Consider the following 22,395-nt stretch of genomic DNA (forward strand, 5'->3'; position numbering starts at 1 on the left):
GTCTGCCATGGGGAAACGGATTTTATTACTTGAGAAAGAACGAAATCTCGCTCATTTTCTCAGTCTGGAACTCCAAAAAGAGCAATACCGTGTTGATCTGGTTGAGGAGGGGCAAAAAGCCCTCTCCATGGCTCTCCAGACAGATTATGACTTGATTTTACTGAATGCTCGTCTGGGGGATATGACGGCCCAGGATTTTGCAGACAAGCTGAGTCGGACAAAACCGGCCTCAGTGATCATGGTCTTAGACCATCGCGAAGAATTGCAAGACCAGATTGAGACAATCCAGCGCTTCGCCGTTTCTTACATCTATAAGCCAGTGATTATTGATCAGCTGGTGGCTCGTATTTCAGCGATTTTCCGAGGTCGGGACTTTATCGACCAACACTGTAGTCAGATGAAGGTCCCAACGTCTTACCGCAATTTGCGTATGGATGTAGAACATCATACCGTTTATCGTGGCGAGGAGATGATTGCTCTGACGCGCCGTGAGTATGACCTTTTGGCCACTCTCATGGGAAGCAAGAAGGTCTTGACTCGTGAGCAGTTGTTGGAAAGTGTTTGGAAGTACGAAAGTGCGACAGAAACCAATATCGTGGATGTTTATATCCGTTATCTACGTAGCAAGCTTGATGTAAAAGGTCAAAAAAGCTACATTAAAACCGTGCGTGGTGTTGGATACACCATGCAAGAATAGAAAAGCAGTTGCAGTTGTGTAACTGCTTTTTTTGAGAAATTTCTATATATTGACATACAATAAAGTCTTTGCTACAATCAGTTTTGGAGGATACGTCTAATGAAAATAGTAAAAAAAATGATGCAAATCGCATTAGCAGTCTTTTTCTTTGGTTTGCTAGCAACAAGTGCAGTATTGGCGGATGATACTGATTCAGAAGGCTGGCAATTTGTCCAAGAAAATGGTAGAACCTACTACAAGAAGGGGAACCTCAAAGAAACCTACTGGCGAGTGATTGATGGGAAGTACTATTATTTTGATCCTTTATCTGGAGAGATGGTTGTCGGCTGGCAGTATATACCTGCTCCACACAAAGGGGTTACGATTGGTCCTTCTCCAAGACAAGAGATTGCTTTTAGACCAGATTGGTTTTACTTTGGTCAAGATGGGGTACTACAAGAATTTGTTGGCAAGCAAGTGTTAGAAGCAAAAACTGCTACAAATACCAACAAACATCATGGGGAACAATATGATAGTCCAGCAGAGAAACGAGTCTATTATTTTGAAGACCAACGAAGTTATCACACCTTAAAAACTGGTTGGATTTCTGACGAAGGGCATTGGTATTATTTACAGGAGGATGGTGGCTTTGATTCTCGCATCAACAGATTGACTGTTGGGGAGCTAGCACGTGGTTGGGTCAAAGATTATCCTCTAACCTATGATGAAGAGAAGCTAAAAGCGGCTCCATGGTACTACCTAGACCCAGAAACTGGTATTATGCAAACTGGTTGGCAATATCTAGGTAATAAGTGGTACTACCTCCGCTCATCGGGAGCTATGGCGACTGGCTGGTATCAGGAAGGTTCGACTTGGTATTATCTACATACAAGTAATGGCGATATGAAGACTGGTTGGTTCCAGGTCAATGGCAAATGGTACTATGCTTACAGCTCAGGTGCTTTAGCAGTGAATACGACCGTAGAAGGCTATTTTGTCAACTATAATGGCGAATGGGTCCAATAATGAAAGAGGCGATTGTGAAGGAAACAATCGCTTTTTTTGTGAAAATATAATAAAATAGATAGGAGAAAATACTACTGTATGAAATGAGACGGTCTTTCCGTCTGGTTAAAGGAAAACATGACAAAAAAAGTTGGTGTCGGTCAGGCACATAGTAAGATTATTTTAATAGGAGAGCATGCGGTAGTCTACGGCTATCCAGCTATTTCTCTGCCTCTCTTAGAGGTGGAAGTGACCTGCAAGGTGGTCCCTGCTGAAAGCCCGTGGCGTCTTTATGAGGAGGATACCTTGTCCATGGCGGTTTATGCTTCGCTGGAGTATTTGGATATCAAAGAAGCCTGCATTCGATGTGTGATTGACTCGGCTATCCCTGAAAAACGTGGAATGGGTTCGTCAGCGGCTATCAGCATAGCAGCCATTCGAGCTGTTTTTGACTACTATCAAGTCGATCTGCCTCATGATGTACTAGAAATCTTGGTCAATCGGGCTGAGATGATTGCCCATATGAATCCAAGCGGTTTGGATGCTAAGACCTGTCTCAGCGACCAGCCTATTCGCTTTATCAAGAACGTAGGATTTACAGAGCTTGAGATGGTTCTATCCGCCTATTTAGTCATTGCAGATACAGGCGTGTATGGTCACACTCGTGAAGCAATCCAAGTAGTTCAAAGTAAGGGCAAGGATGCCCTACCGTTTTTGCATGCCTTGGGAGAATTGACCCAGCAGGCAGAAGATGCGATTAGAAGAAAAGATGCTGAGGGACTGGGACAAATCCTCAGTCAAGCGCATTTACATTTAAAAGAAATTGGTGTCAGCAGCCCTGAGGCAGACTCCCTCGTTGAAACAGCTCTTAGCCATGGTGCTCTAGGTGCCAAGATGAGTGGTGGTGGACTAGGAGGCTGTATTATCGCCTTGGTAGCCAATCTGGACCAAGCGCAAGAACTAGCAAAACGATTAGAAGAGAAAGGAGCTGTTCAGACATGGATCGAAAGCCTGTAACAGTACGTTCCTACGCAAATATTGCCATTATCAAATATTGGGGAAAGAAAAAAGAAAAAGAGATGGTTCCTGCTACTAGTAGCATCTCTCTGACTTTGGAAAACATGTATACAGAGACGACCTTGTCGCCTCTACCGACGGATGCGACTGCTGATGCCTTTTATATCAATGGTCAGCTTCAGAGTGAGGCTGAGCATGCCAAGATGAGCAAAATCATTGACCGCTACCGTCCGGCTGGGGAAGGTTTTGTCCGTATTGATACTCAAAACAACATGCCGACTGCGGCTGGCTTATCATCCAGTTCTAGTGGTTTGTCCGCCTTGGTCAAGGCTTGCAATGCTTATTTCCAGCTTGGTTTGGATCGGAGTCAGTTGGCACAGGAGGCTAAGTTTGCCTCAGGTTCTTCCTCTCGCAGTTTTTATGGACCGCTAGGTGCCTGGGACAAGGATAGCGGGGAAATTTACCCTGTAGAAACAGACTTGAAACTAGCTATGATTATGTTGGTGCTGGAGGACAAGAAAAAACCAATCTCTAGCCGTGATGGGATGAAACTCTGTGTGGAAACCTCGACGACTTTTGATGATTGGGTTCGCCAGTCTGAGAAGGATTATCAGGATATGCTGGTTTATCTCAAAGAGAATGATTTTGCTAAGGTTGGGGAATTAACGGAGAAAAATGCCCTAGCCATGCACGCTACGACCAAGACTGCTAGTCCAGCCTTTTCTTATCTAACGGATGCTTCCTATGAAGCCATGGACTTTGTTCGCCAGCTTCGTGAGCAAGGTGAAGCCTGTTACTTTACCATGGATGCCGGTCCCAATGTCAAGGTCCTCTGTCAAGAGAAAGATTTGGATCATCTATCAGAAATCTTCGGTCAACATTACCGCCTGATTGTGTCAAAAACAAAGGATTTGAGCCAAGATGATTGCTGTTAAAACTTGCGGGAAACTCTATTGGGTAGGTGAGTATGCTATTCTAGAGCCAGGGCAGTTAGCCTTGATAAAGGCGATACCTATCTATATGAGGGGAGAGATTGCCTTTTCTGATAGCTACTGTATCTATTCAGATCTGTTTGATTTTGCAGTGGACTTGACGCCAAATCCTGACTACAGCTTGATTCAAGAAACGATTGCTCTAGTGGAAGATTTCCTCGTTTATCGTGGGCAAGCCTTGCGACCTTTTTCCTTGGAAATTCGTGGAAAAATGGAACGGGAAGGCAAAAAGTTTGGTCTAGGTTCTAGTGGTAGCGTCGTTGTTTTGGTGATCAAGGCCCTGCTGGCTCTATATGATATTACGGTTGATCCGGCACTCTTATTCAAGCTGGCTAGCGCGGTCTTACTCAAGCGAGGAGACAATGGTTCTATGGGAGACCTTGCCTGTATCGTTGCAGAGGATTTGGTTCTCTACCAGTCATTTGATCGCAAAAAGGTGGCTGCTTGGTTGCAAGAAGAAAGCTTGGCGACGGTTTTGGAGCGTGACTGGGGCTTTTCTATCTCACAAGTGCAACCGGGCCTAGAATGTGATTTCCTAGTGGGATGGACCAAGCAAGTGGCCGTATCGAGTCAAATGGTCAAGCAAATCAAACAAAACATAGACCAGAACTTTTTAACTTCCTCAAAAGCAACAGTGGTTACTTTGGTAGAAGCCTTGGAGCAGGGAAATGCAGAAAAAATCATCGAGCAGCTGGAAACAGCCAGTCAGCTTTTAGAAGGCTTGAGCCCAGATATTTACACGCCTTCGCTGAGACAGTTGAAAGAAGCCAGTCAAGATTTGCTGGCTGTTGCCAAAAGTAGTGGCGCTGGTGGTGGTGACTGTGGCATTGCCTTGAGTTTTGATGAGCAATCAACTGAAACCTTAAAAAACCGTTGGGCCAATCTGGGGATTGAGCTCTTATACCAAGAAAGGATAGGACATGACGACAAATCGTAAGGACGAGCATATCCGCTATGCCCTTGAGCAGAAAAGTTCCTATAATAGCTTTGATGAGGTGGAGTTGATTCATTCTTCCCTGCCTCTTTATGACCTGGATGAGATTGATTTGTCTACGGAATTTGCAGGTCGAAAATGGGACTTTCCTTTTTATATCAATGCCATGACGGGTGGGAGCGAAAAAGGTAAAGAAATCAATCAAAAGCTGGCTCAGGTGGCAGAAGCCTGTGGGATTTTGTTTGTGACGGGCTCTTATAGCGCAGCCCTCAAAGATCCAACAGATGGCTCTTTTTCTGTCAAATCTAGCCATCCAAATCTCCTCCTTGGAACCAATATTGGCTTGGACAAGCCTGTTGAGTTAGGCCTTCAGACTGTAGAAGCGATGAATCCTCTTCTCCTCCAAGTGCATGTTAATGTCATGCAGGAATTGCTCATGCCAGAGGGAGAAAGAAAGTTTCAAAGCTGGCAATCGCATCTGGCAGACTATAGCAAGCGGATCCCTGTTCCTATTATTCTGAAGGAAGTGGGCTTTGGAATGGATGTGAAGACCATCGAGAGAGCCTATGAACTGGGTGTTCGAACGGTTGACCTGTCGGGTCGTGGTGGTACTAGCTTTGCCTATATCGAAAACCGTCGCAGTGGTCAGCGTGATTACCTCAATCAATGGGGCCAGTCCACCATGCAAGCCCTTCTTAATGCCCAAGCTTGGAAAGACAAGGTCGAACTTTTGGTTAGCGGAGGGGTTCGGAACCCGCTGGATATGATTAAGTGCCTGGTCTTTGGTGCCAAGGCTGTGGGATTGTCTCGAACCGTTCTAGAGTTGATTGAAACCTACTCCGTCGAAGAGGTGATTGGTATTGTCCAAATCTGGAAAGAAGATCTGCGTTTGATCATGTGTGCCCTTAACTGTGCCACCATAGCAGATCTGCAAAAAGTAGACTACATTCTTTATGGTAAACTAAAAGAAGCAAAAGATCAGATGTAGAGAGGTCGGGACAAGAATCCCGCCCTTTTTTGTAGCCTTTTGTCAACTGTGGTGGGCTGAAAGAACCTAGTTTGTTGGAGCGATTTCTGTCCTATCTCCTTTTTCCATCCTCAGACCGAGGTGACTTTTTTGAATTGTGATAAAATAGAAGGGAGAGGATGCATCTATGAAAAAATTTCAAATCTTTTTATTTATCGAAGCCTGTTTATTGACGGGAGCTCTGATTTTGATGGTATCAGAGCATTTTTCGCGTTTTCTGCTGATTCTATTCCTCTTTTTGCTCTTGCTCCGCTATTATACAGGTAAAGAGGGCAACAACGTTTTCCTCCTTGTGGCGACTATTCTTTTCTTTTTCATCGTCATGCTCAATCCCTTTGTGATATTAGCTATCTTTGTGGCAGTTATCTATAGTCTCTTTCTTCTCTATCCGATGATGAATCAAGAAAGAGAGGAGACCGACTTGGTCTTTGAAGAGGTGGTAACGGTTAAAAATGAACGCAATCCTTGGTTTGGCAATCTCCATCATTTCTCTAGTCACCAGACTTGCCAGTTTGACGATATCAATCTCTTTCGCCTCATGGGCAAGGACACCATTCATTTAGAAAGAGTTATCCTAACCAATCATGACAATGTCATTATCCTTAGAAAAATGGTCGGAACGACTAAGATTATCGTGCCCGTAGATGTGGAAATTAGTCTCAGTGTCAACTGCCTCTATGGAGATTTAACTTTCCTCCATCAACCCAAGCGTGCCCTTCGTAATGAACACTATCATCAGGAAACCAGGGACTACCTCAAGAGTAACAAGAGCGTCAAAATTTTCCTAACCAGTATGATTGGAGATGTGGAGGTGGTCAGAGGATGAAAAAGCAATCCTATCTGTTAATTGGGCTGACTTCTCTCCTTTTTATCCTCTTTTTGACCAATAGTCTACTTGATATTCTAAATCTTGATTGGTCCTATTTGATACAAGATATTGAGAAAACAGAAAAGTTAATCTTCTTAGTCTTGGTCTATAGCCTTTCCATGACCTTCTTTTTTGTCCTCTTTTGGCGGGTGATGGAAGAAATTTCACGCAGAAAAATGCAGATCAATCTCAAGCGATTGCTAGCAGGAAAAGAGGTGGTTTCTTTTGCAGATCCAGACTTGGATGCGAGTTTCAAGTCCTTATCTGGCAAGCTCAACCTCTTGACAGAGGCTGTTCAAAAGGCTGAAAATCAAGGTCTGGTCAAGGAAGAAACAATCATCGAGAAAGAACGGAAGCGGATAGCACGTGACTTACATGATACGGTTAGTCAGGAGTTGTTTGCGGCCCATATGATTTTATCAGGTGTCAGCCAGCAGGCTTTGAAGCTGGATAGAGAAAAGATGCAGACCCAGTTGCAAAGTGTCGCAGCCATTCTCGAAACGGCCCAGAAAGATTTGCGGGTCTTGCTCCTACATTTGCGACCTGTTGAGTTGGAAGAGAAGAGTTTGGTTGAGGGGATTCAAATCCTCTTAAAAGAGCTTGAGGACAAGAGTGATCTCAAGGTAAGCCTCAAGCAAAATGTGTCTAAATTGCCTAAAAAGATTGAAGAACATATCTTCCGCATTTTGCAGGAATTGATCAGCAATACCCTCCGTCATGCCCAGGCATCTTGTTTGGATGTCTATCTCTATCAGACAGAGGTAGAATTGCAGCTGAAGGTGGTGGACAATGGGATTGGCTTCCAGTTAGGGAGTTTAGATGACTTGAGTTATGGACTGCGAAACATCAAGGAGCGGGTTGAAGATATGGCAGGAACGGTTCAACTTTTGACAGCTCCAAAGCAAGGACTGGCGGTTGATATCCGTATTCCCCTGTTAGATAAGGAATTATAAGGAGTAGAGATGAAAATTTTACTGGTAGATGACCATGAAATGGTTCGATTGGGCTTGAAAAGCTATTTTGATCTCCAAGACGATGTGGAAGTTGTGGGCGAGGCTGCCAATGGGGCTCAAGGTATTGACTTGGCCTTGGAACTGCGTCCAGATGTCATTGTCATGGATATCGTCATGCCTGAGATGAATGGGATTGACGCGACCTTAGCCATCCTCAAAGAATGGCCTGAAGCCAAGATTTTGATTGTAACTTCTTACTTGGACAATGAAAAAATCATGCCGGTCTTGAACGCGGGCGCTAAAGGCTATATGCTCAAGACTTCAAGTGCAGACGAACTGCTCCACGCTGTCCGTAAGGTGGCAGCGGGCGAACTGGCTATTGAACAAGAGGTCAGCAAGAAGGTTGAATACCACCGTAATCATATGGAACTTCATGAGGAGCTGACTGCGCGTGAGCGAGACGTACTTCAACTGATTGCCAAGGGCTACGAAAATCAGCGCATTGCAGATGAACTCTTCATCTCTCTCAAGACGGTCAAGACCCATGTGTCCAACATCCTTGCCAAACTTGAGGTCAGCGATCGTACCCAGGCTGCAGTCTATGCCTTTCAGCACCACTTGGTTGGGCAGGAGGACTTTTAGATGAGTCTTGCAGATTTACTTGAGGAGCTAGAAGCAGCAAAAGACCCTGAAAAAGCAGGGCCTATGGAAGCCTATATGCGCCATCAATTTCCCTTTTTAGGTATTGCAGGTCCTGAAAGAAATGCACTCTATAAAAAATACTTTCCAAGCGTGAAAAAAACAAAGATTATTGATTGGGATTTTGTAAATATCTGCTGGGAAAAGGAGCCTAGAGAATACCAATATGTAGCTGCCAACTATTTGAAAGCCATGCAGTCTTATCTAACGAAGGATGACTTGCCTGAGCTTGAGCGTCTGGTCGTGACCAAGTCTTGGTGGGACACGGTAGATATCTTAGATAGAGTAGTAGGAAGTTTGGTGGCTAACCATCCGGAACTTGAAGAAGTGCTTTTAAAATGGAGCCTATCAGACAATATCTGGTTGAGGCGAGTCGCTATTGACCACCAGTTGTTAAGAAAAGAAAAAACAAATGTCCAACTGATGGAAAAGATCCTGGTCAACAATCTGGACCAGACAGAATTTTTTATCAACAAAGCCATTGGCTGGGCTCTAAGAGACTACTCTAAAACCAATCCCGAATGGGTAGCACGTTATATTGAGAAAAATAAGAAACGAATGGCTGAACTTAGTATCAAGGAAGCGAGCAAGTACCTCTAGCACTATTGAAAAGCGCATTCATTACTTGAAAAAAGTCGCTATCATATGGTATAATGGACTGTATTAAAAATTTTAAGGAGAAATGACAGAATGTCTGTATCATTTGAAAACAAAGAAACAAACCGTGGTGTCTTGACTTTTACAATCTCTCAAGACCAAATCAAACCAGAATTGGACCGTGTATTTAACTCAGTAAAGAAAACTCTTAACGTTCCTGGTTTCCGTAAAGGTCACCTTCCACGCCCTATCTTCGACCAAAAATTTGGTGAAGAAGCTCTTTATCAAGATGCAATGAACGCACTTTTGCCAAACGCTTATGAAGCTGCAGTAAAAGAAGCTGGTCTTGAAGTGGTTGCGCAACCAAAAATTGACGTAACTTCAATGGAAAAAGGTCAAGACTGGGTTATCACAGCTGAAGTCGTGACAAAACCTGAAGTAAAATTGGGTGACTACAAAAACCTTGAAGTATCAGTGGATGTAGAAAAAGAAGTGACAGACGCTGACGTTGAAGAACGTATCGAACGCGAACGCAACAACTTGGCTGAATTGGTTATCAAAGAAGGCGCTGCTGAAAATGGCGACACTGTTGTGATCGACTTCGTTGGTTCTATCGACGGTGTTGAATTTGACGGTGGAAAAGGTGAAAACTTCTCACTTGGACTTGGATCAGGTCAATTCATCCCAGGTTTTGAAGACCAATTGGTTGGACACTCAGCTGGTGAAACTGTTGATGTTATCGTAACATTCCCAGAAGACTACCAAGCAGAAGACCTTGCAGGTAAAGAAGCTAAATTCGTAACAACTATTCACGAAGTAAAAGCAAAAGAAGTTCCAGCTCTTGACGATGAACTTGCAAAAGATATCGACGAAGAAGTGGAAACTCTTGACGAATTGAAAGAAAAATACCGCAAAGAATTGACTGCTACGAAAGAAGAAGCATACAAAGATGCTGTTGAAGGTGCAGCAATCGATAAAGCTGTAGAAAACGCTGAAATCGTAGAACTTCCAGAAGAAATGATCCATGAAGAAGTTCACCGTTCAGTAAATGAATTCCTTGGAAACTTGCAACGCCAAGGGATCAACCCTGACATGTACTTCCAAATCACTGGAACTACTCAAGAAGACCTTCACAAACAATACGAAGCAGAAGCTGAGTCACGTACGAAGACTAACCTTGTTATCGAAGCAGTTGCCAAAGCTGAAGGATTTGACGCTTCAGAAGAAGAAATCCAAAAAGAAATTGAGCAATTGGCAGCAGACTACAACATGGAAGTTGCACAAGTACAAAACTTACTTTCAGCTGACATGTTGAAACACGATATCACTATCAAAAAAGCTGTTGAATTGATCACAAGCACTGCAACAGTTAAATAATCTTAAAAGAGAAAAATCCCACCTGATTAGGTGGGATTTTTGTTGTGCTATTTTCCAAAGATCTCTTTTAAGTCTGCATCTGTAATCCCGATCATGGCTGGGATGCTAGACCAGTTTTCTTCGGTGAGGATGTAGGATTGTTCAGAGTCACTTGGTGTGGCAGTTTCAGAGAAGGCTTGTTTGCTTTCTTCAATATTAGTTTCAATTAAATCACTGAAACGCTCAATCAGATAGGTTTTGCGGGCAGTCCCGATATGCTTAACTGCATAGTCGAAGGCCTGTAATTCGCCAAGAAGGATGAGCTTGCTCTTGGCCCGTGTGATAGCTGTGTAGATGAGATTTCGCTCTAGCATGCGCTTGCTAGCACTGGTGATGGGCAGGATGACAACAGGAAACTCACTTCCCTGAGACTTATGGATACTCATGGCATAGGCTAGTCGAATCTTGTACCATTCGTTACGTGGGTAGATGACTTCATTTCCATCAAAATCTATGACAATCTCGTCTTGTTTGGACTCGGTGTATTTACCAGGAATTAGGTCTGTGATGTAGCCTAGGTCTCCATTAAAGACATTGACTTCGGCGTCGTTGACTAGGTGAATGATCTTGTCCCCCGTTCGATAGTGACACTGAGTTGCTTCAAAGCTAACTTGCCCCTTTTGCTGAGGATTGAGCAGGTCTTGCATGAGTTGGTTGATGGCATCAATACCAGCAGTTCCTCGATACATAGGCGCTAGCACCTGAATATCGCGAGCCGGAATGCCACTTCTGAGGGCAGCACCAAGAATTTTCTCAATCGTAGCTGGGATATGGCCACTAGCAATTTCAAAGTAGGAGCGGTCTGCCTTTTTCTGGGTAAAGTCAGCTGGCAAGATGCCTTGTCGAATCTGACTAGCCAAGGTGACGATAGTTGATTCTTCACTCTGACGGTAAATCCGTTCCAAACGCGTCTGAGGTATCAGGGGTATCTGGAGCAGGTCAGCCAAGACTTGTCCGGGACTAACAGAAGGTAGCTGATCGCTATCCCCCACGATGAGAATTTTACTGTTAGAAGAGATGTTGGAGAAGAGTTGGTTAGCTAGCCAAGTATCCACCATAGAAAACTCATCCACGATGATGAAGTCGGCATCCAGATAATCTTCTAGATGACTGGTATCATCGTCTCCCGTCATCCCCAAATGACGGTGTATGGTCGCGCTAGGCAAACCTGTCAATTCATTCATGCGCCGAGCCGCTCGACCAGTTGGAGCTGCTAGAAGGATAGGCAGACTGCTTTTTTTCCTGAGGTCAAGTCCTTCTAAAAGTGCATAAACAGCGATAATTCCATTGATAACAGTCGTCTTACCTGTACCAGGCCCACCTGTTAGGATAAAGACCTTGTTCTGGATAGCGTCGCAGATAGCCTGTTTTTGGATGCTATCATACTCAATCCCCAGCTCTTCCTCAACAGTAGAGATATGCTTGTGAATGGTTTCCAAATCCTGATTTTTCTGCTTTTCTTTTTCAAGGATACGAACCAAGTGACTGCGAATGCCTTCTTCGGCGAAAAAGAGGCTGTTATCAAAGATTTTGGTATCAATCTGCTGAACCTTGTCTTCTTCGATCAAATGAGATAATTCCTGAGCTACTTGGCTGGGATCGAGTTCCACGGGACGGGAAGATTCGAGAAGAGTCAGGGTCTGTTCCAGCAAATCTCGGGCTTCCATATAGGTATCACCCGTATCCATACATCCCTGAAAGAGACTGTGGACAAGGCCAGCACGGAAGCGCTCGGGAGCTTGGCTTTCGATACCTAGTTCGGCAGCCAATTGGTCAGCAATGGTAAAGCCCAAACCCTTGATATCTTCAACCAGTTGGTAGGGATAGTTTTCGACAATATCCAGCGTTTCTTCCTTGTAAAAGTCTTGAATCTGAAAGGCCAGTTTATTGGGAATGCCGTAGTTGGCAAGTTTAGCCAAGACCATTTCTGTCCCATAGTTGAGACGGAGGGTGGAGACAAAAGCCTCACGGTTTTTGGCAGAGAGTCCTGCAATGCTTTCCAGCTTTTCAGGATGCTCCAGAATTTCGTCTATGGTATTGTCACCGTAGCTATCAACGATTTTCTGGGCAGTTTTGAGTCCAATTCCCTTGAAATGGCTACTAGAAAAGTACTTGACTAGACCATTCTTAGTTGGTTTTGCGCGTTCATAACGGTTGATCTGAAGCTGTTCCCCATACTTGGAGTGCTGAACGATTTGCCCCCAAAAAGTGTAGTCTTCCCCTTCAATCACGTCCGCCATGGTTCCGGTGACGATGATTTCAAAATCGTCAAAGTCCTCCGCATTGGTATCTTCGATATCTAGGAGGAGAATACGATAAAAATTACTGGGATTTTCAAAAATAATCCGTTCAATGGTGCCTGAAAAATAAACTTCCATAGTTTTCCTTTACATGAGTTCGTGAGAGTTGGACCCTTAGCCACTTTGAAAAGCTAGATTACTTTAAGGTTTTCTCTCGCAATAGAAAAAGAGGCTGAGACTTAGCATTCTCGGCCTCTTCCTTATCTTAAAAAGTTCCGATACGGTTGAGTGGCCAGAAACGGAATTTTGCTTCGCCCTTGATATCGCCGGCCTTGAAGGTACCGACATGGCGGCTGTCGCTAGAGACTAGACGATCGTCACCAAGGAGAAGGTACTCGCCTTGAGGGACAGTAAAGCTGAAGCTGGTATTGGAATTGACATCGACCGTAAAGGCTTGTGCTTTTTGAGCAAGTTCTCTAAAGTAAACTCCCTTATTGCCTTCAAATCCTTTTCCAGTATAAGTGTTTTGCAACTTTTCTGTTTTGAACAAGTTGAGATATTCAGCTAGGTAGGGTTCATCCGTTTCTTCACCGTTGATAAAGAGTTTGTCATTTTCGTAGCGGATGGTATCTCCAGGCATGCCGATGACCCTTTTGACAATGTCTTTATTTCCGTCTTCCTCATGCGCAACCACAATGTCGAAGCGGTCAATTGGGAGGTGTTTAACAACGAAGAGAACTTCTCCGTCGGCTAGGGTAGGGTCCATAGAGTGTCCTTCTACACGGACATTGCTCCAAAGAAAGATACGGCTAAGACCGACCAGTGCGATAATGAGGAAGAAAACTCCCCATTCTTTTAGAAATGTTTTAAACGAATTCATAATTTACCTTTCTAGAAGTGTTTTGGCTTTTTCAGTGTTTTTAAAATGCAGTTTGGCGCAGAAATGAAGTCCCTTCATACCATAGGCTTGAAGGATTTTACTGGCAACCTTATCAGATGCAGTTCCAGCGCCACTTGGCAGTTGATAGCCTAGTTCTCGTCCAAGATTTTCCAAGTTTTCGAGGAAGAGATCCCGCGCAATGATGGAGCTAACTGCAACAGCCAGGTATTTTCCCTCAGCTTTTTCTTCCAAAGTGATCTTGTTTGGAAAACGGTTGGCTTCTTGCGCCAAGTACTTGTCATAGTTTTTTGGGCTTGTAAAAGCATCAATCACGATTTTCTCTGGCTGGACTCCTTTTTTTAGAAGGAGAAAGATAGCTTGGTTGTGAAGAGCAACCTTTACAGAAACAGCATTGTAACGCTCTCCGATGACTTCGTTGTACTTGCTCGGTGAAAGAAGGAGCGCTTGATGTGGAATCTTTTCCTTGAGGATAGGGGCAATCTGACGAATCTTTTGGTCGGTCAGAGTCTTGGAATCTCCCACGCCGAGTTTTCGTAGGAAGTCATGCTGGTCAGGTGTCACGAAGGAAGCCACGACAGCTAGTCCGCCAAAGTAGGAACCATTTCCCACCTCATCAGTCCCAATTATAGGGAAATCTTGTCCACTGTTTTCTTGTTGAACTTGATAACCAAAGAAACTAGCGTATTGCTCAGCAGTTTCGCCCTGCAGGAGAACTTTTCCAGAAGTATAGATGGAAACCGTTGCCTGAGGCAGTCTCAAAAAATAGCGAATATAAGGATTTTTACTAGGACTGAGAGCCTTCTGATACTGACTTAAAAAGCTCTGAATTTCCTGTTCACTTGGTGTGAGTGTGATACTTGCCATAGTCTCTATTGTACCACAAAAGCAGGAGAATTGGTAAAAACTGACAAAGTTAGCGAAATTTGGTATAATATCGTGAGGTGAATTTTATGGCAAATCTAAATCGATATAAGTTTACATTCGGAAAAAAGACATTAACCTTAACAACCGAGCATGACAACCTCTTTATGGAGGAAATTGCCAAGGTTGCGACTGAAAAATACCAAGCAATTAAAGAACAAATGCCTGGGGCGGATGATGAAACCATTGCGCTTCTTTTGGCGGTCAATTGTCTGTCTACACAACTCAACCGTGAGATTGAATTTGATGACAAGGAGCAAGAGTTGTTAGAACTCCGTCACAAGTTGATTGCTGTCAAACAAGAACAGAGCAAGATTGAGGACTCCCTATGATTTCAATCCTACTCTTATTGGTTCTGGCTTGGGGCTTTTACATCGGCTACCGTAGAGGTTTGGTCCTGCAAGTTTATTATTTCCTCGTGGCAGTGATTTCAGCCTTTGTTGCGGGACAGTTTTATAAATCATTGGGAGATCACTTCCACTTACTTGTCCCTTATGCCAATCCTCAGGAAGGACAGGGCACCTTTTTCTTCCCTTCAGACCAGCTGTTTCACCTAGACAAGGTCTTTTATGCGGGCCTAGCCTACCTTTTAGTTTTCGGAATTTGTTATAGTATCGGACGTTTTATCGGTTTGTTCCTGCACTTGATTCCAACTAAAAAACTCGATGTCAAATGGTTGCGTATCGGATCAGGCGTTTTGTCTCTATTGGTAACCTTATTTGTCTTGCAAATGGCTCTGACCATTCTTGCAACAGTGCCTCTGGCAGTCATTCAAAATTCACTCGAAAAAAGTACAGTAGCCAAACACATCATCCAAAGTGTCCCTTTTACGACAAACCTCATCAAACAACTTTGGGTGACAAATTTAATCGGATAAAAAGGGCGGGATTTTTCCTAGCCCTTTGTTTACAGATTGGACGACTAGGTCAAAACCTCTAGTTGCTATAATCTTGTAAACCAGCATACAAGGAAAAAATATGAATACAAAAATACTAGAAACCTTAGAATTTAATAAAATCAAGGCCTTGTTTGAACCTCATCTCTTGACAGAACAAGGACTAGAGGAGTTAAAAGGCTTGGCTCCAACTGCCAAGGTGGATAAGATCAAGCAAGCCTTTACAGAGATGGAGGAAATGCAAGCCCTTTTTGTGGAGCAACCCCACTTTACCATCCTAGCGACACGTGAGATTTCAGCTGTCTGCAAGCGTCTGGAGATGGGGGCAGACCTCAATATTGAGGAGTTCCTGCTCCTCAAACGAGTCTTGTTTGCTAGCAGAGAGTTGCAAAGTTTTTATGCCAATCTTGAAAATGTACGCTTGGAGCAGTTGGCGAGATGGTTTGAAAAACTACATGAGTTCCCACACTTGCAAGGGAGTCTCCAAGCCCTAAATGATGCAGGATTTATCGAGAATTTTGCCAGCGAAGAACTAGCACGTATCCGTCGGAAAATCCATGATAGCGAGAGTCAGGTCCGAGATGTCTTGCAAGACTTGCTCAAACAAAAAGCGCAGATGTTGACGGAAGGGATTGTAGCTAGCAGAAATGGCCGTCAGGTTTTACCAGTCAAGAACACCTATCGCAACAAAATTGCAGGTGTTGTCCATGACATCTCTGCTAGTGGAAACACGGTCTATATCGAGCCACGTGAGGTGGTCAAGCTGAGCGAAGAAATCGCCAGCCTGCGAGCTGATGAACGCTATGAGATGATTCGCATCCTGCAGGAACTCTCAGAACGGGTCCGCCCTCATGCTGCTGAGATTGCTAATGACGCTTGGATTATCGGGCATTTGGATCTGATTCGTGCCAAGGTGCGTTTCATCCAAGAAAGACAAGCAGTTGTTCCTCAACTTTCAGAGAATCAAGAGATTCAGCTCCTTCATGTTCGCCATCCTTTGGTCAAAAATGCTGTTGCAAACGATGTACACTTTGGTAAGGAATTAACAGCTATTGTCATTACAGGTCCCAATACGGGTGGGAAGACCATCATGCTCAAAACCCTGGGCTTGACTCAACTCATGGCCCAGTCAGGCTTGCCCATTCTAGCTGATAAGGGAAGCCGTGTCGGTATCTTCGAGGAAATCTTCGCAGATATTGGGGATGAGCAGTCTATCGAGCAAAGCTTGTCGACCTTCTCCAGTCACATGACCAATATCGTAGATATTCTTGGCAAGGTCAATCAACATTCACTCTTACTCTTGGATGAGTTGGGGGCAGGGACCGATCCGCAGGAAGGAGCAGCCCTTGCTATGGCTATTCTGGAGGATCTTCGTTTACGTCAGGTTAAGACTATGGCGACGACCCACTATCCAGAGCTCAAGGCCTATGGTATCGAAACAGCCTTTGTGCAAAATGCCAGCATGGAGTTTGATACAGCCAGCCTGCGTCCGACCTATCGCTTTATGCAGGGAGTTCCTGGTCGCAGCAATGCCTTTGAAATTGCCAAACGTCTGGGCTTGTCAGATGTCATCGTAGGAGATGCCAGCCAGCAGGTCAACCAAGATAATGATGTCAATCGCATCATTGAACAATTAGAAGAGCAAACGCTTGAAAGTCGCAAACGTTTGGACAATATCCGTGAGGTGGAGCAAGAAAACCTTAAGATGAACCGAGCACTCAAAAAACTTTACAACGAGCTCAATCGTGAAAAGGAAACTGAGCTTAACAAGGCGCGTGAACAAGCTGCTGAGATTGTGGAACTAGCGCTAGCTGAAAGCGACCAGATCCTAAAAAATCTTCACAGTAAGTCTCAACTCAAACCCCACGAAATCATTGAGGCTAAGGCTGAGCTGAAAAAATTGGCTCCTGAAAAAGTCGACTTGTCTAAAAACAAGGTTCTTCAAAAAGCCAAGAAAAAACGAGATCCGAAGGTTGGGGATGATATCGTGGTTCTCAGTTATGGCCAACGTGGAACCTTGACCAATCAGCTCAAGGATGGCCGTTGGGAAGCCCAAGTCGGTTTGATCAAGATGACCTTGGAAGAGAAAGAATTTGATCTTGTTCAGGCTCAACAAGAAGCCCCAGTCAAGAAAAAACAAGTCAATGTCGTCAAACGTGCTGCTGGTCGTGGTCCGCAAGCAAGACTGGATCTCCGAGGCAAACGTTACGAAGAAGCTATGAATGAGCTGGACGCCTTTATTGACCAAGCCCTGCTTAATAATATGGCGCAGGTTGATATTATCCATGGGATTGGAACAGGTGTCATCCGTGAAGGAGTCACCAAATACCTACATAGAAACAAGCATGTTAAGACTTTCGGCTATGCTCCACAGAATGCTGGCGGTAGTGGCGCAACCATTGTGACCTTTAAAGGTTAAAAAAAGAGTACTTCTCTTTTTTTGAAAAAGAAGTGAAAATCCATCTTTTTTCAAATAATATATTGACAAAAGCTAACTTTTCTTGTAAAATAATAAAAAATTAAATACCAACACCGAATGAAGTTTAATAGAAGTGGAGAAAGGTTTGTTTTCCATGACTGTAAATGGACGGAACTCTGGAGAGACCGTAAAGGCACCGAAGGGGCAAGGCAGGCAACTGCTCAAACTCTCAGGTAAAAGGACAGAGCTAAGATAGACCGCTTTTTGGCATTTATCTAAGCATTCCAGAGTACATGTATCTTGCATGTGCTCTTTCTTTTGGGGTTGAAAGATAGGAGTAGGACATGTTAGAATTGCTAAAAGCGCTAGATGCTTTCGTTTGGGGACCTCCCCTCTTAATCTTATTGGTCGGGACAGGTATTTATCTGACTATCCGACTAGGCCTTTTGCAGGTTACTCGTCTCCCTAAGGCCTTTCAGTTGATCTTTACCAAGGACAAGGGGCACGGCGATGTGTCGAGCTTTGCTGCTCTCTGTACGGCTCTAGCAGCCACAGTTGGTACGGGAAATATCATCGGGGTAGCGACAGCCATTAAGGTTGGAGGACCAGGGGCCCTCTTTTGGATGTGGATGGCGGCCTTCTTTGGGATGGCGACCAAATATGCCGAAGGCTTGCTGGCCATCAAATACCGTACTAAGGATGCAAATGGAGCTGTAGCTGGAGGACCCATGCATTACATCCTTTTGGGGATGGGAGAAAAGTGGCGTCCACTTGCTATCTTCTTTGCCCTAGCGGGTGTATTGGTAGCCCTTCTAGGGATTGGTACCTTTACCCAAGTCAATTCGATTACAGAATCCATTCAAAATACAGCCCAAGTTGATCCAGCCATCACGGCTCTGATTTTATCCATTTTTGTAGGGATTGCCGTCTTTGGTGGCCTCAAATCCATATCAAAAGTTTCGACAGCAGTGGTTCCTTTTATGGCTATTGTCTATATTTTAGGGACTCTTACAGTTATTCTCTTTAATATCGAGAAAATCCCAGCCACACTTGCACTCATCTTTACTTCAGCCTTTAGCCCAGCTGCTGCGGTAGGTGGCTTTGCAGGTGCCAGCATTCGGATGGCTATCCAAAATGGTGTGGCGCGAGGAGTCTTCTCTAACGAATCTGGTCTTGGTTCTGCTCCCATTGCAGCGGCTGCAGCTAAGACAAATGAGCCTGTCGAGCAAGGCTTGATTTCCATGACAGGAACCTTTATTGATACCCTTATTATCTGTACATTGACTGGTTTAACAATCTTGGTAACTGGTGTTTGGAGTGGTGATTTGAATGGAGTTGCCTTGACTCAGTCAGCCTTCTCTACAGTTTTTTCACATTTTGGACCTGCTCTTTTGACCATCTTCCTTGTACTCTTTGCCTTTACGACGATTCTCGGATGGAACTACTACGGAGAACGCTGTTTTGAGTTTCTCTTTGGTGTTCGTTTTATCTGGCTCTATCGTGTAGTCTTTGTGCTCATGGTCTTGTTGGGAGGTTTTATCGAGTTGGACATGGTCTGGATTATTGCTGATATTGTCAATGCCTTGATGGCTCTACCTAACTTGATTGCCCTTTTGGTCTTATCACCAGTCGTTGTTGCCGAGACTAAGAAGTATTTTAAGAACTAATCCAATCACACTTTTAGTGTGATTTTTTCATTTCATAGACATTTCTTATCAAGGCGATTGAAAATATATATTATCCAAGTGGAAAATTCTATGATAGACTAAATGACAATAAAATGAAAAGAGGTTTCTTATGACAACATTTACCATCCACACAGTAGAATCAGCACCAGCAGAAGTAAAAGAAGTTCTTGAAACAGTACAAAAAGATAACAATGGCTATATTCCCAACCTAATCGGTCTCTTGGCCAATGCCCCAACCGCGCTTGAAGCTTACCGAACTGTCGGAGCCATCAACCGTCGCAATAGCCTGACACCCGTTGAGCGTGAGGTGGTGCAAATCACGGCAGCCGTAACCAATGGTTGTGCTTTCTGCGTGGCTGGACATACTGCCTTTTCAATCAAACAAATCCAGATGAATGATGATCTTCTCCAAGCTCTCCGCAACCGCACTCCGATTGAAACAGATCCAAAACTAGATACTTTAGCTAAGTTTACCTTGGCGGTCATCAATACCAAAGGGCGTGTAGGAGATGAAGCCTTGGCTGAATTTTTGGAAGCTGGCTACACGCAACAAAATGCCTTGGATGTGGTTCTGGGTGTTAGTCTTGCTAGCCTTTGCAACTATGCCAACAACCTAGCCAATACGCCTATTAACCCAGAATTACAACCTTATGCATAATTCATATCTGAGCAAAAAATGAAGTCTGAAATGAACAGACTTCGTTTTTTAAGTCCTCATTTAAGCGCTTTTATGCTATACTAATAATAACATGATTATTGGAGGCTCGGATGAAAAAGCTCCCCTTGGTATTCTCTGGCTGTTTATTAGGTTTAGCAGGTGCAGGAAATTTGATTGCAGATACTTGGCCAGTTCTGTCGCATTTATTGAGTCTGATTGGTCTAGTGTTGTGGATTTTCTTTTTGATTCTTCATCTTTTTAATTGGGAAGAAACCAAGCAAGAATTGACCAAGCCCCCTCTTTTATCTGGGATGGCCACTTTTCCCATGGCTGGGATGATTTTATCGACCTATGTCTTTCGCGTGTTTCCTCATCTTCCTTTAGTAGCACAAGGGATCTGGTGGTTTTCATTTTTCTTGGATTTAGCTTTGATTGCTACTTTTACCATCAAATTTGCCTGTCCAGGTCGGAGGGTCAATGCCACTCCTAGCTGGACGGTGCTCTATGTGGGGATAGCTGTGGCAGCCTTGACCTATCCTCTGGTAGGCATTATCGAAATTGCCTATGCGACCTTGAGTTTTGGTTTTGTCTTGACCTTCTATCTCTATCCGCTTATTTATAGCGATTTAAAGAAAGATCCACTCCCAGTGGCCTTGCTTGGACAGGAAGGAATCTACTGTGCTCCCTTTTCCCTACTCTTAGCCTCTCTAGTTCGAGTTGGAGGAGCAGGCCTACCGACTTGGCTCTTGATTGTCATGATTTTGGCATCTCAATCCTTCTTTTTCTTTGTTTTAACTCGCCTACCCAATATTTTAAAACAAGGCTTTCAACCAGCCTTCTCAGCCCTAACCTTCCCAACCATTATCACAGCTACTTCGCTCAAGATGGCTCAGGGGATCTTGAAACTTCCATTTCTGGATTATCTGGTATTGGCTGAAACCGTTATTTGCCTCACTATTTTATTCTTTGTCTTGGGTGCTTATCTGATTTGGTTACGAAAAAAGGTCTAGCTATTTTCTAGCTAGGCCTTATTTTTTTATGGTTTGATAACTTCAGCTCCACCCATATATGGACGAAGTGCTTCTGGAATAGTTACAGAACCATCTGCATTTTGGTAGTTTTCAAGAATGGCAGCAACCGTACGTCCAACTGCAAGTCCAGAACCGTTCAAGGTGTGAAGGAGTTTCACCTTGCCATCGGCTTCATCACGGTAACGGATTTGGGCACGACGAGCTTGGAAATCTTCTGTATTTGAACAACTTGAGATTTCACGATAGGTATTTTGGGCTGGAATCCAAACTTCCAAGTCGTAAGTTTTGGCGGCTGAGAAGCCCATATCCCCAGTAGAGAGGGCAACGACACGGTACGGAAGATTGAGTTTTTGAAGAATATTTTCAGCGTTGGCTGTCATCTTTTCCAATTCTTCGTAAGATTCTTCTGGTTTGGCAAATTTGACCATTTCAACCTTGTGGAATTGGTGTAGACGAATCAAGCCACGTGTATCACGACCAGCAGAACCAGCTTCAGAACGGAATGATGGACTCATAGCGGTAAAGTAGATTGGTAGGTCTTTACCGTCAAGGATTTCATCACGGTAGTAGTTTGTTAGAGGAACTTCAGCTGTAGGAATGAGGACATAATTAGTGTCTTTCAATTCAAAAGTATCTTCCTTAAATTTTGGATATTGACCAGTACCAAACATAGAGTCATGGTTAACAATGTATGGTGTGATAACTTCCGTATAGCCTTCTTTACCATGCTCATCCAACATAAAGTTGTAGATAGCACGTTCTAAACGAGCCCCAAGTCCTTTATAGAAGAGGAAGCGAGCTCCTGTTACCTTACCACCGCGTTCCCAGTCAAGGATACCCAAGTCTTCACCAAGATCCCAGTGAGCTTTTGGCTCGAAGTCAAACTCGCGCGGAGTACCCCAACGGCGAACTTCCACATTGTCATCTTCATCAGCCCCAACAGGAACGCTGTCGGCAGGGATGTTTGGAAGAGTAGTGGTAAATTCTGTCAATTTAGCATCGATGTCCGCCAACTCAGCATCCAAGGCTTTGACTTCAGCAGATAGGGTTTGCATAGCAGCAATCTTGTCATCTGCATTTTCCTTGTTGCGCTTGGCTTGGGCAATCTCAGCTGAAACTGTGTTGCGTTCTGCCTTGAGGTTTTCAACCTTGACCAAGATGTCACGACGTTTAGCATCGATTTCTTTCATCTCGTTTAAGACAGCAGGATCTACACCACGTGTAGCTAATTTTTCAGCGACAGCATCAAAGTCTGTACGAATACGTTTAATATCTAACATAAGAACTCCTTTATGAAAAAACACACCTGACAAAGCGTTGGAGTGGCAGGGCCACGGTTCCATCCAACTTCACAGGTGTGCACTTGATTGTGTATGTAATTGTTACTAACGGTAGAATTTCACCTATCCCTCCTATCTGCTCGCAGCACCCGCAGACTTTCTGAAAGAAGAGGATAAC

General features: G+C 44.0%; 21 protein-coding genes and 1 riboswitch. Of the genes, 17 read left to right on the forward strand and 4 right to left on the reverse strand.

Annotated features, from left to right (window positions below):
* Window positions 1-7: 7 nt before the first annotated feature.
* The 11 genes from ACT17O_RS02410 to tig all read left to right on the forward strand — a co-directional run bounded on the left by ACT17O_RS02410 (window position 8) and on the right by tig (window position 10,145).
* Window positions 8-697: a response regulator transcription factor gene (locus tag ACT17O_RS02410; RefSeq protein ID WP_070567257.1), complete on the forward strand. Its 690-nt coding sequence runs from the start codon at window positions 8-10 to the stop codon at window positions 695-697.
* A gap of 99 nt (window positions 698-796) precedes the next feature.
* Window positions 797-1,702 carry an N-acetylmuramoyl-L-alanine amidase family protein gene (locus ACT17O_RS02415; protein WP_444817663.1) on the forward strand — a complete coding sequence of 302 codons (906 nt, stop codon included), beginning with the start codon at window positions 797-799 and terminating at the stop codon, window positions 1,700-1,702.
* A 117-nt stretch (window positions 1,703-1,819) separates the two neighbouring features.
* Window positions 1,820-2,698 carry a mevalonate kinase gene (gene mvk / locus ACT17O_RS02420; RefSeq protein WP_444817664.1) on the forward strand — a complete coding sequence of 293 codons (879 nt, stop codon included), beginning with the start codon at window positions 1,820-1,822 and terminating at the stop codon, window positions 2,696-2,698.
* Window positions 2,680-3,633: a diphosphomevalonate decarboxylase gene (gene mvaD / locus ACT17O_RS02425; RefSeq protein ID WP_444817665.1), complete on the forward strand. Its 954-nt coding sequence runs from the start codon at window positions 2,680-2,682 to the stop codon at window positions 3,631-3,633. Before mvk ends, mvaD begins: the two co-directional genes overlap by 19 nt.
* A complete protein-coding gene (locus tag ACT17O_RS02430) occupies window positions 3,620-4,627 on the forward strand; it encodes a phosphomevalonate kinase (protein WP_444817666.1) in 1,008 nt (335 codons plus the stop codon). Before mvaD ends, ACT17O_RS02430 begins: the two co-directional genes overlap by 14 nt.
* Window positions 4,611-5,612 carry a type 2 isopentenyl-diphosphate Delta-isomerase gene (fni, locus tag ACT17O_RS02435; protein WP_444817667.1) on the forward strand — a complete coding sequence of 334 codons (1,002 nt, stop codon included), beginning with the start codon at window positions 4,611-4,613 and terminating at the stop codon, window positions 5,610-5,612. Before ACT17O_RS02430 ends, fni begins: the two co-directional genes overlap by 17 nt.
* A 166-nt stretch (window positions 5,613-5,778) precedes the next feature.
* Window positions 5,779-6,477, forward strand: coding sequence for a cell wall-active antibiotics response protein LiaF (liaF, locus tag ACT17O_RS02440; RefSeq protein WP_444817668.1), 699 nt, complete (start codon window positions 5,779-5,781; stop codon window positions 6,475-6,477).
* The gene (locus ACT17O_RS02445) at window positions 6,474-7,472 is read left to right on the forward strand and encodes a sensor histidine kinase (RefSeq protein ID WP_444817669.1); all 999 of its coding nucleotides are present in this window, start codon (window positions 6,474-6,476) and stop codon (window positions 7,470-7,472) included. The genes liaF and ACT17O_RS02445 overlap by 4 nt, the downstream gene beginning before the upstream one ends.
* A 9-nt stretch (window positions 7,473-7,481) precedes the next feature.
* Window positions 7,482-8,114, forward strand: coding sequence for a response regulator transcription factor (locus ACT17O_RS02450; protein WP_000698404.1), 633 nt, complete (start codon window positions 7,482-7,484; stop codon window positions 8,112-8,114).
* Window positions 8,115-8,771, forward strand: coding sequence for a DNA alkylation repair protein (locus ACT17O_RS02455; protein WP_444817670.1), 657 nt, complete (start codon window positions 8,115-8,117; stop codon window positions 8,769-8,771). It abuts the gene before it with no gap.
* Window positions 8,772-8,861: 90 nt separating this feature from the next.
* Window positions 8,862-10,145 (forward strand): trigger factor, encoded by a 1,284-nt coding sequence (tig, locus tag ACT17O_RS02460; RefSeq protein ID WP_444817671.1) that lies wholly within the window; start codon window positions 8,862-8,864, stop codon window positions 10,143-10,145.
* Window positions 10,146-10,192: 47 nt separating this feature from the next.
* On the opposite strand, the gene recD2 is transcribed toward tig, so the two are convergent.
* The 3 genes from recD2 to rnhC all read right to left on the reverse strand — a co-directional run bounded on the left by recD2 (window position 10,193) and on the right by rnhC (window position 14,189).
* The gene (recD2, locus tag ACT17O_RS02465; protein ID WP_444817672.1) at window positions 10,193-12,562 is read right to left on the reverse strand and encodes an SF1B family DNA helicase RecD2; all 2,370 of its coding nucleotides are present in this window, start codon (window positions 12,560-12,562) and stop codon (window positions 10,193-10,195) included.
* A 127-nt stretch (window positions 12,563-12,689) separates the two neighbouring features.
* Window positions 12,690-13,304: a signal peptidase I gene (gene lepB / locus ACT17O_RS02470; RefSeq protein ID WP_444817673.1), complete on the reverse strand. Its 615-nt coding sequence runs from the start codon at window positions 13,302-13,304 to the stop codon at window positions 12,690-12,692.
* A gap of 3 nt (window positions 13,305-13,307) precedes the next feature.
* Window positions 13,308-14,189: a ribonuclease HIII gene (gene rnhC, locus ACT17O_RS02475; RefSeq protein WP_444817674.1), complete on the reverse strand. Its 882-nt coding sequence runs from the start codon at window positions 14,187-14,189 to the stop codon at window positions 13,308-13,310.
* A gap of 86 nt (window positions 14,190-14,275) precedes the next feature.
* Between rnhC and zapA the strand changes: the two genes are divergently transcribed.
* The 6 genes from zapA to ACT17O_RS02505 all read left to right on the forward strand — a co-directional run bounded on the left by zapA (window position 14,276) and on the right by ACT17O_RS02505 (window position 20,916).
* On the forward strand, window positions 14,276-14,578 hold the full coding sequence (zapA, locus tag ACT17O_RS02480) for a cell division protein ZapA (protein ID WP_000002028.1): 303 nt from the start codon (window positions 14,276-14,278) through the stop codon (window positions 14,576-14,578).
* Window positions 14,575-15,123: a CvpA family protein gene (locus ACT17O_RS02485; protein ID WP_044021296.1), complete on the forward strand. Its 549-nt coding sequence runs from the start codon at window positions 14,575-14,577 to the stop codon at window positions 15,121-15,123. The genes zapA and ACT17O_RS02485 overlap by 4 nt, the downstream gene beginning before the upstream one ends.
* 100 nt (window positions 15,124-15,223) lie before the next feature.
* A complete protein-coding gene (locus ACT17O_RS02490; RefSeq protein WP_444817675.1) occupies window positions 15,224-17,560 on the forward strand; it encodes an endonuclease MutS2 in 2,337 nt (778 codons plus the stop codon).
* Window positions 17,561-17,726: 166 nt separating this feature from the next.
* Window positions 17,727-17,815, forward strand: a riboswitch (glycine riboswitch).
* Window positions 17,816-17,904: 89 nt separating this feature from the next.
* Window positions 17,905-19,227: an alanine/glycine:cation symporter family protein gene (locus ACT17O_RS02495; protein ID WP_444817676.1), complete on the forward strand. Its 1,323-nt coding sequence runs from the start codon at window positions 17,905-17,907 to the stop codon at window positions 19,225-19,227.
* 130 nt (window positions 19,228-19,357) lie between these two features.
* Window positions 19,358-19,906, forward strand: coding sequence for a carboxymuconolactone decarboxylase family protein (locus ACT17O_RS02500; RefSeq protein WP_000206774.1), 549 nt, complete (start codon window positions 19,358-19,360; stop codon window positions 19,904-19,906).
* A 110-nt stretch (window positions 19,907-20,016) separates the two neighbouring features.
* On the forward strand, window positions 20,017-20,916 hold the full coding sequence (locus ACT17O_RS02505; protein ID WP_444817677.1) for a TDT family transporter: 900 nt from the start codon (window positions 20,017-20,019) through the stop codon (window positions 20,914-20,916).
* A 26-nt stretch (window positions 20,917-20,942) separates the two neighbouring features.
* On the opposite strand, the gene serS is transcribed toward ACT17O_RS02505, so the two are convergent.
* A complete protein-coding gene (gene serS, locus ACT17O_RS02510; protein WP_444817678.1) occupies window positions 20,943-22,217 on the reverse strand; it encodes a serine--tRNA ligase in 1,275 nt (424 codons plus the stop codon).
* Between the last annotated feature and the right edge of the window lie 178 nt (window positions 22,218-22,395).

Origin of the sequence: Streptococcus sp. HJ1, assembly GCF_052399005.1 — a bacterium.
Classification (GTDB): Bacteria; Bacillota; Bacilli; order Lactobacillales; family Streptococcaceae; genus Streptococcus.

Bases quoted from the DNA above. Each gene is read 5' to 3' on its own strand.
- ACT17O_RS02410 (WP_070567257.1), top strand. From the start codon at position 8: ATGGGGAAACGGATTTTATTACTTGAGAAAGAACGAAATCTCGCTCAT.
- ACT17O_RS02415 (WP_444817663.1), top strand. From the start codon at position 797: ATGAAAATAGTAAAAAAAATGATGCAAATCGCATTAGCAGTCTTTTTC.
- mvk (WP_444817664.1), top strand. From the start codon at position 1,820: ATGACAAAAAAAGTTGGTGTCGGTCAGGCACATAGTAAGATTATTTTA.
- mvaD (WP_444817665.1), top strand. From the start codon at position 2,680: ATGGATCGAAAGCCTGTAACAGTACGTTCCTACGCAAATATTGCCATT.
- ACT17O_RS02430 (WP_444817666.1), top strand. From the start codon at position 3,620: ATGATTGCTGTTAAAACTTGCGGGAAACTCTATTGGGTAGGTGAGTAT.
- fni (WP_444817667.1), top strand. From the start codon at position 4,611: ATGACGACAAATCGTAAGGACGAGCATATCCGCTATGCCCTTGAGCAG.
- liaF (WP_444817668.1), top strand. From the start codon at position 5,779: ATGAAAAAATTTCAAATCTTTTTATTTATCGAAGCCTGTTTATTGACG.
- ACT17O_RS02445 (WP_444817669.1), top strand. From the start codon at position 6,474: ATGAAAAAGCAATCCTATCTGTTAATTGGGCTGACTTCTCTCCTTTTT.
- ACT17O_RS02450 (WP_000698404.1), top strand. From the start codon at position 7,482: ATGAAAATTTTACTGGTAGATGACCATGAAATGGTTCGATTGGGCTTG.
- ACT17O_RS02455 (WP_444817670.1), top strand. From the start codon at position 8,115: ATGAGTCTTGCAGATTTACTTGAGGAGCTAGAAGCAGCAAAAGACCCT.
- tig (WP_444817671.1), top strand. From the start codon at position 8,862: ATGTCTGTATCATTTGAAAACAAAGAAACAAACCGTGGTGTCTTGACT.
- recD2 (WP_444817672.1), bottom strand. From the start codon at position 12,562: ATGGAAGTTTATTTTTCAGGCACCATTGAACGGATTATTTTTGAAAAT.
- lepB (WP_444817673.1), bottom strand. From the start codon at position 13,304: ATGAATTCGTTTAAAACATTTCTAAAAGAATGGGGAGTTTTCTTCCTC.
- rnhC (WP_444817674.1), bottom strand. From the start codon at position 14,189: ATGGCAAGTATCACACTCACACCAAGTGAACAGGAAATTCAGAGCTTT.
- zapA (WP_000002028.1), top strand. From the start codon at position 14,276: ATGGCAAATCTAAATCGATATAAGTTTACATTCGGAAAAAAGACATTA.
- ACT17O_RS02485 (WP_044021296.1), top strand. From the start codon at position 14,575: ATGATTTCAATCCTACTCTTATTGGTTCTGGCTTGGGGCTTTTACATC.
- ACT17O_RS02490 (WP_444817675.1), top strand. From the start codon at position 15,224: ATGAATACAAAAATACTAGAAACCTTAGAATTTAATAAAATCAAGGCC.
- ACT17O_RS02495 (WP_444817676.1), top strand. From the start codon at position 17,905: ATGTTAGAATTGCTAAAAGCGCTAGATGCTTTCGTTTGGGGACCTCCC.
- ACT17O_RS02500 (WP_000206774.1), top strand. From the start codon at position 19,358: ATGACAACATTTACCATCCACACAGTAGAATCAGCACCAGCAGAAGTA.
- ACT17O_RS02505 (WP_444817677.1), top strand. From the start codon at position 20,017: ATGAAAAAGCTCCCCTTGGTATTCTCTGGCTGTTTATTAGGTTTAGCA.
- serS (WP_444817678.1), bottom strand. From the start codon at position 22,217: ATGTTAGATATTAAACGTATTCGTACAGACTTTGATGCTGTCGCTGAA.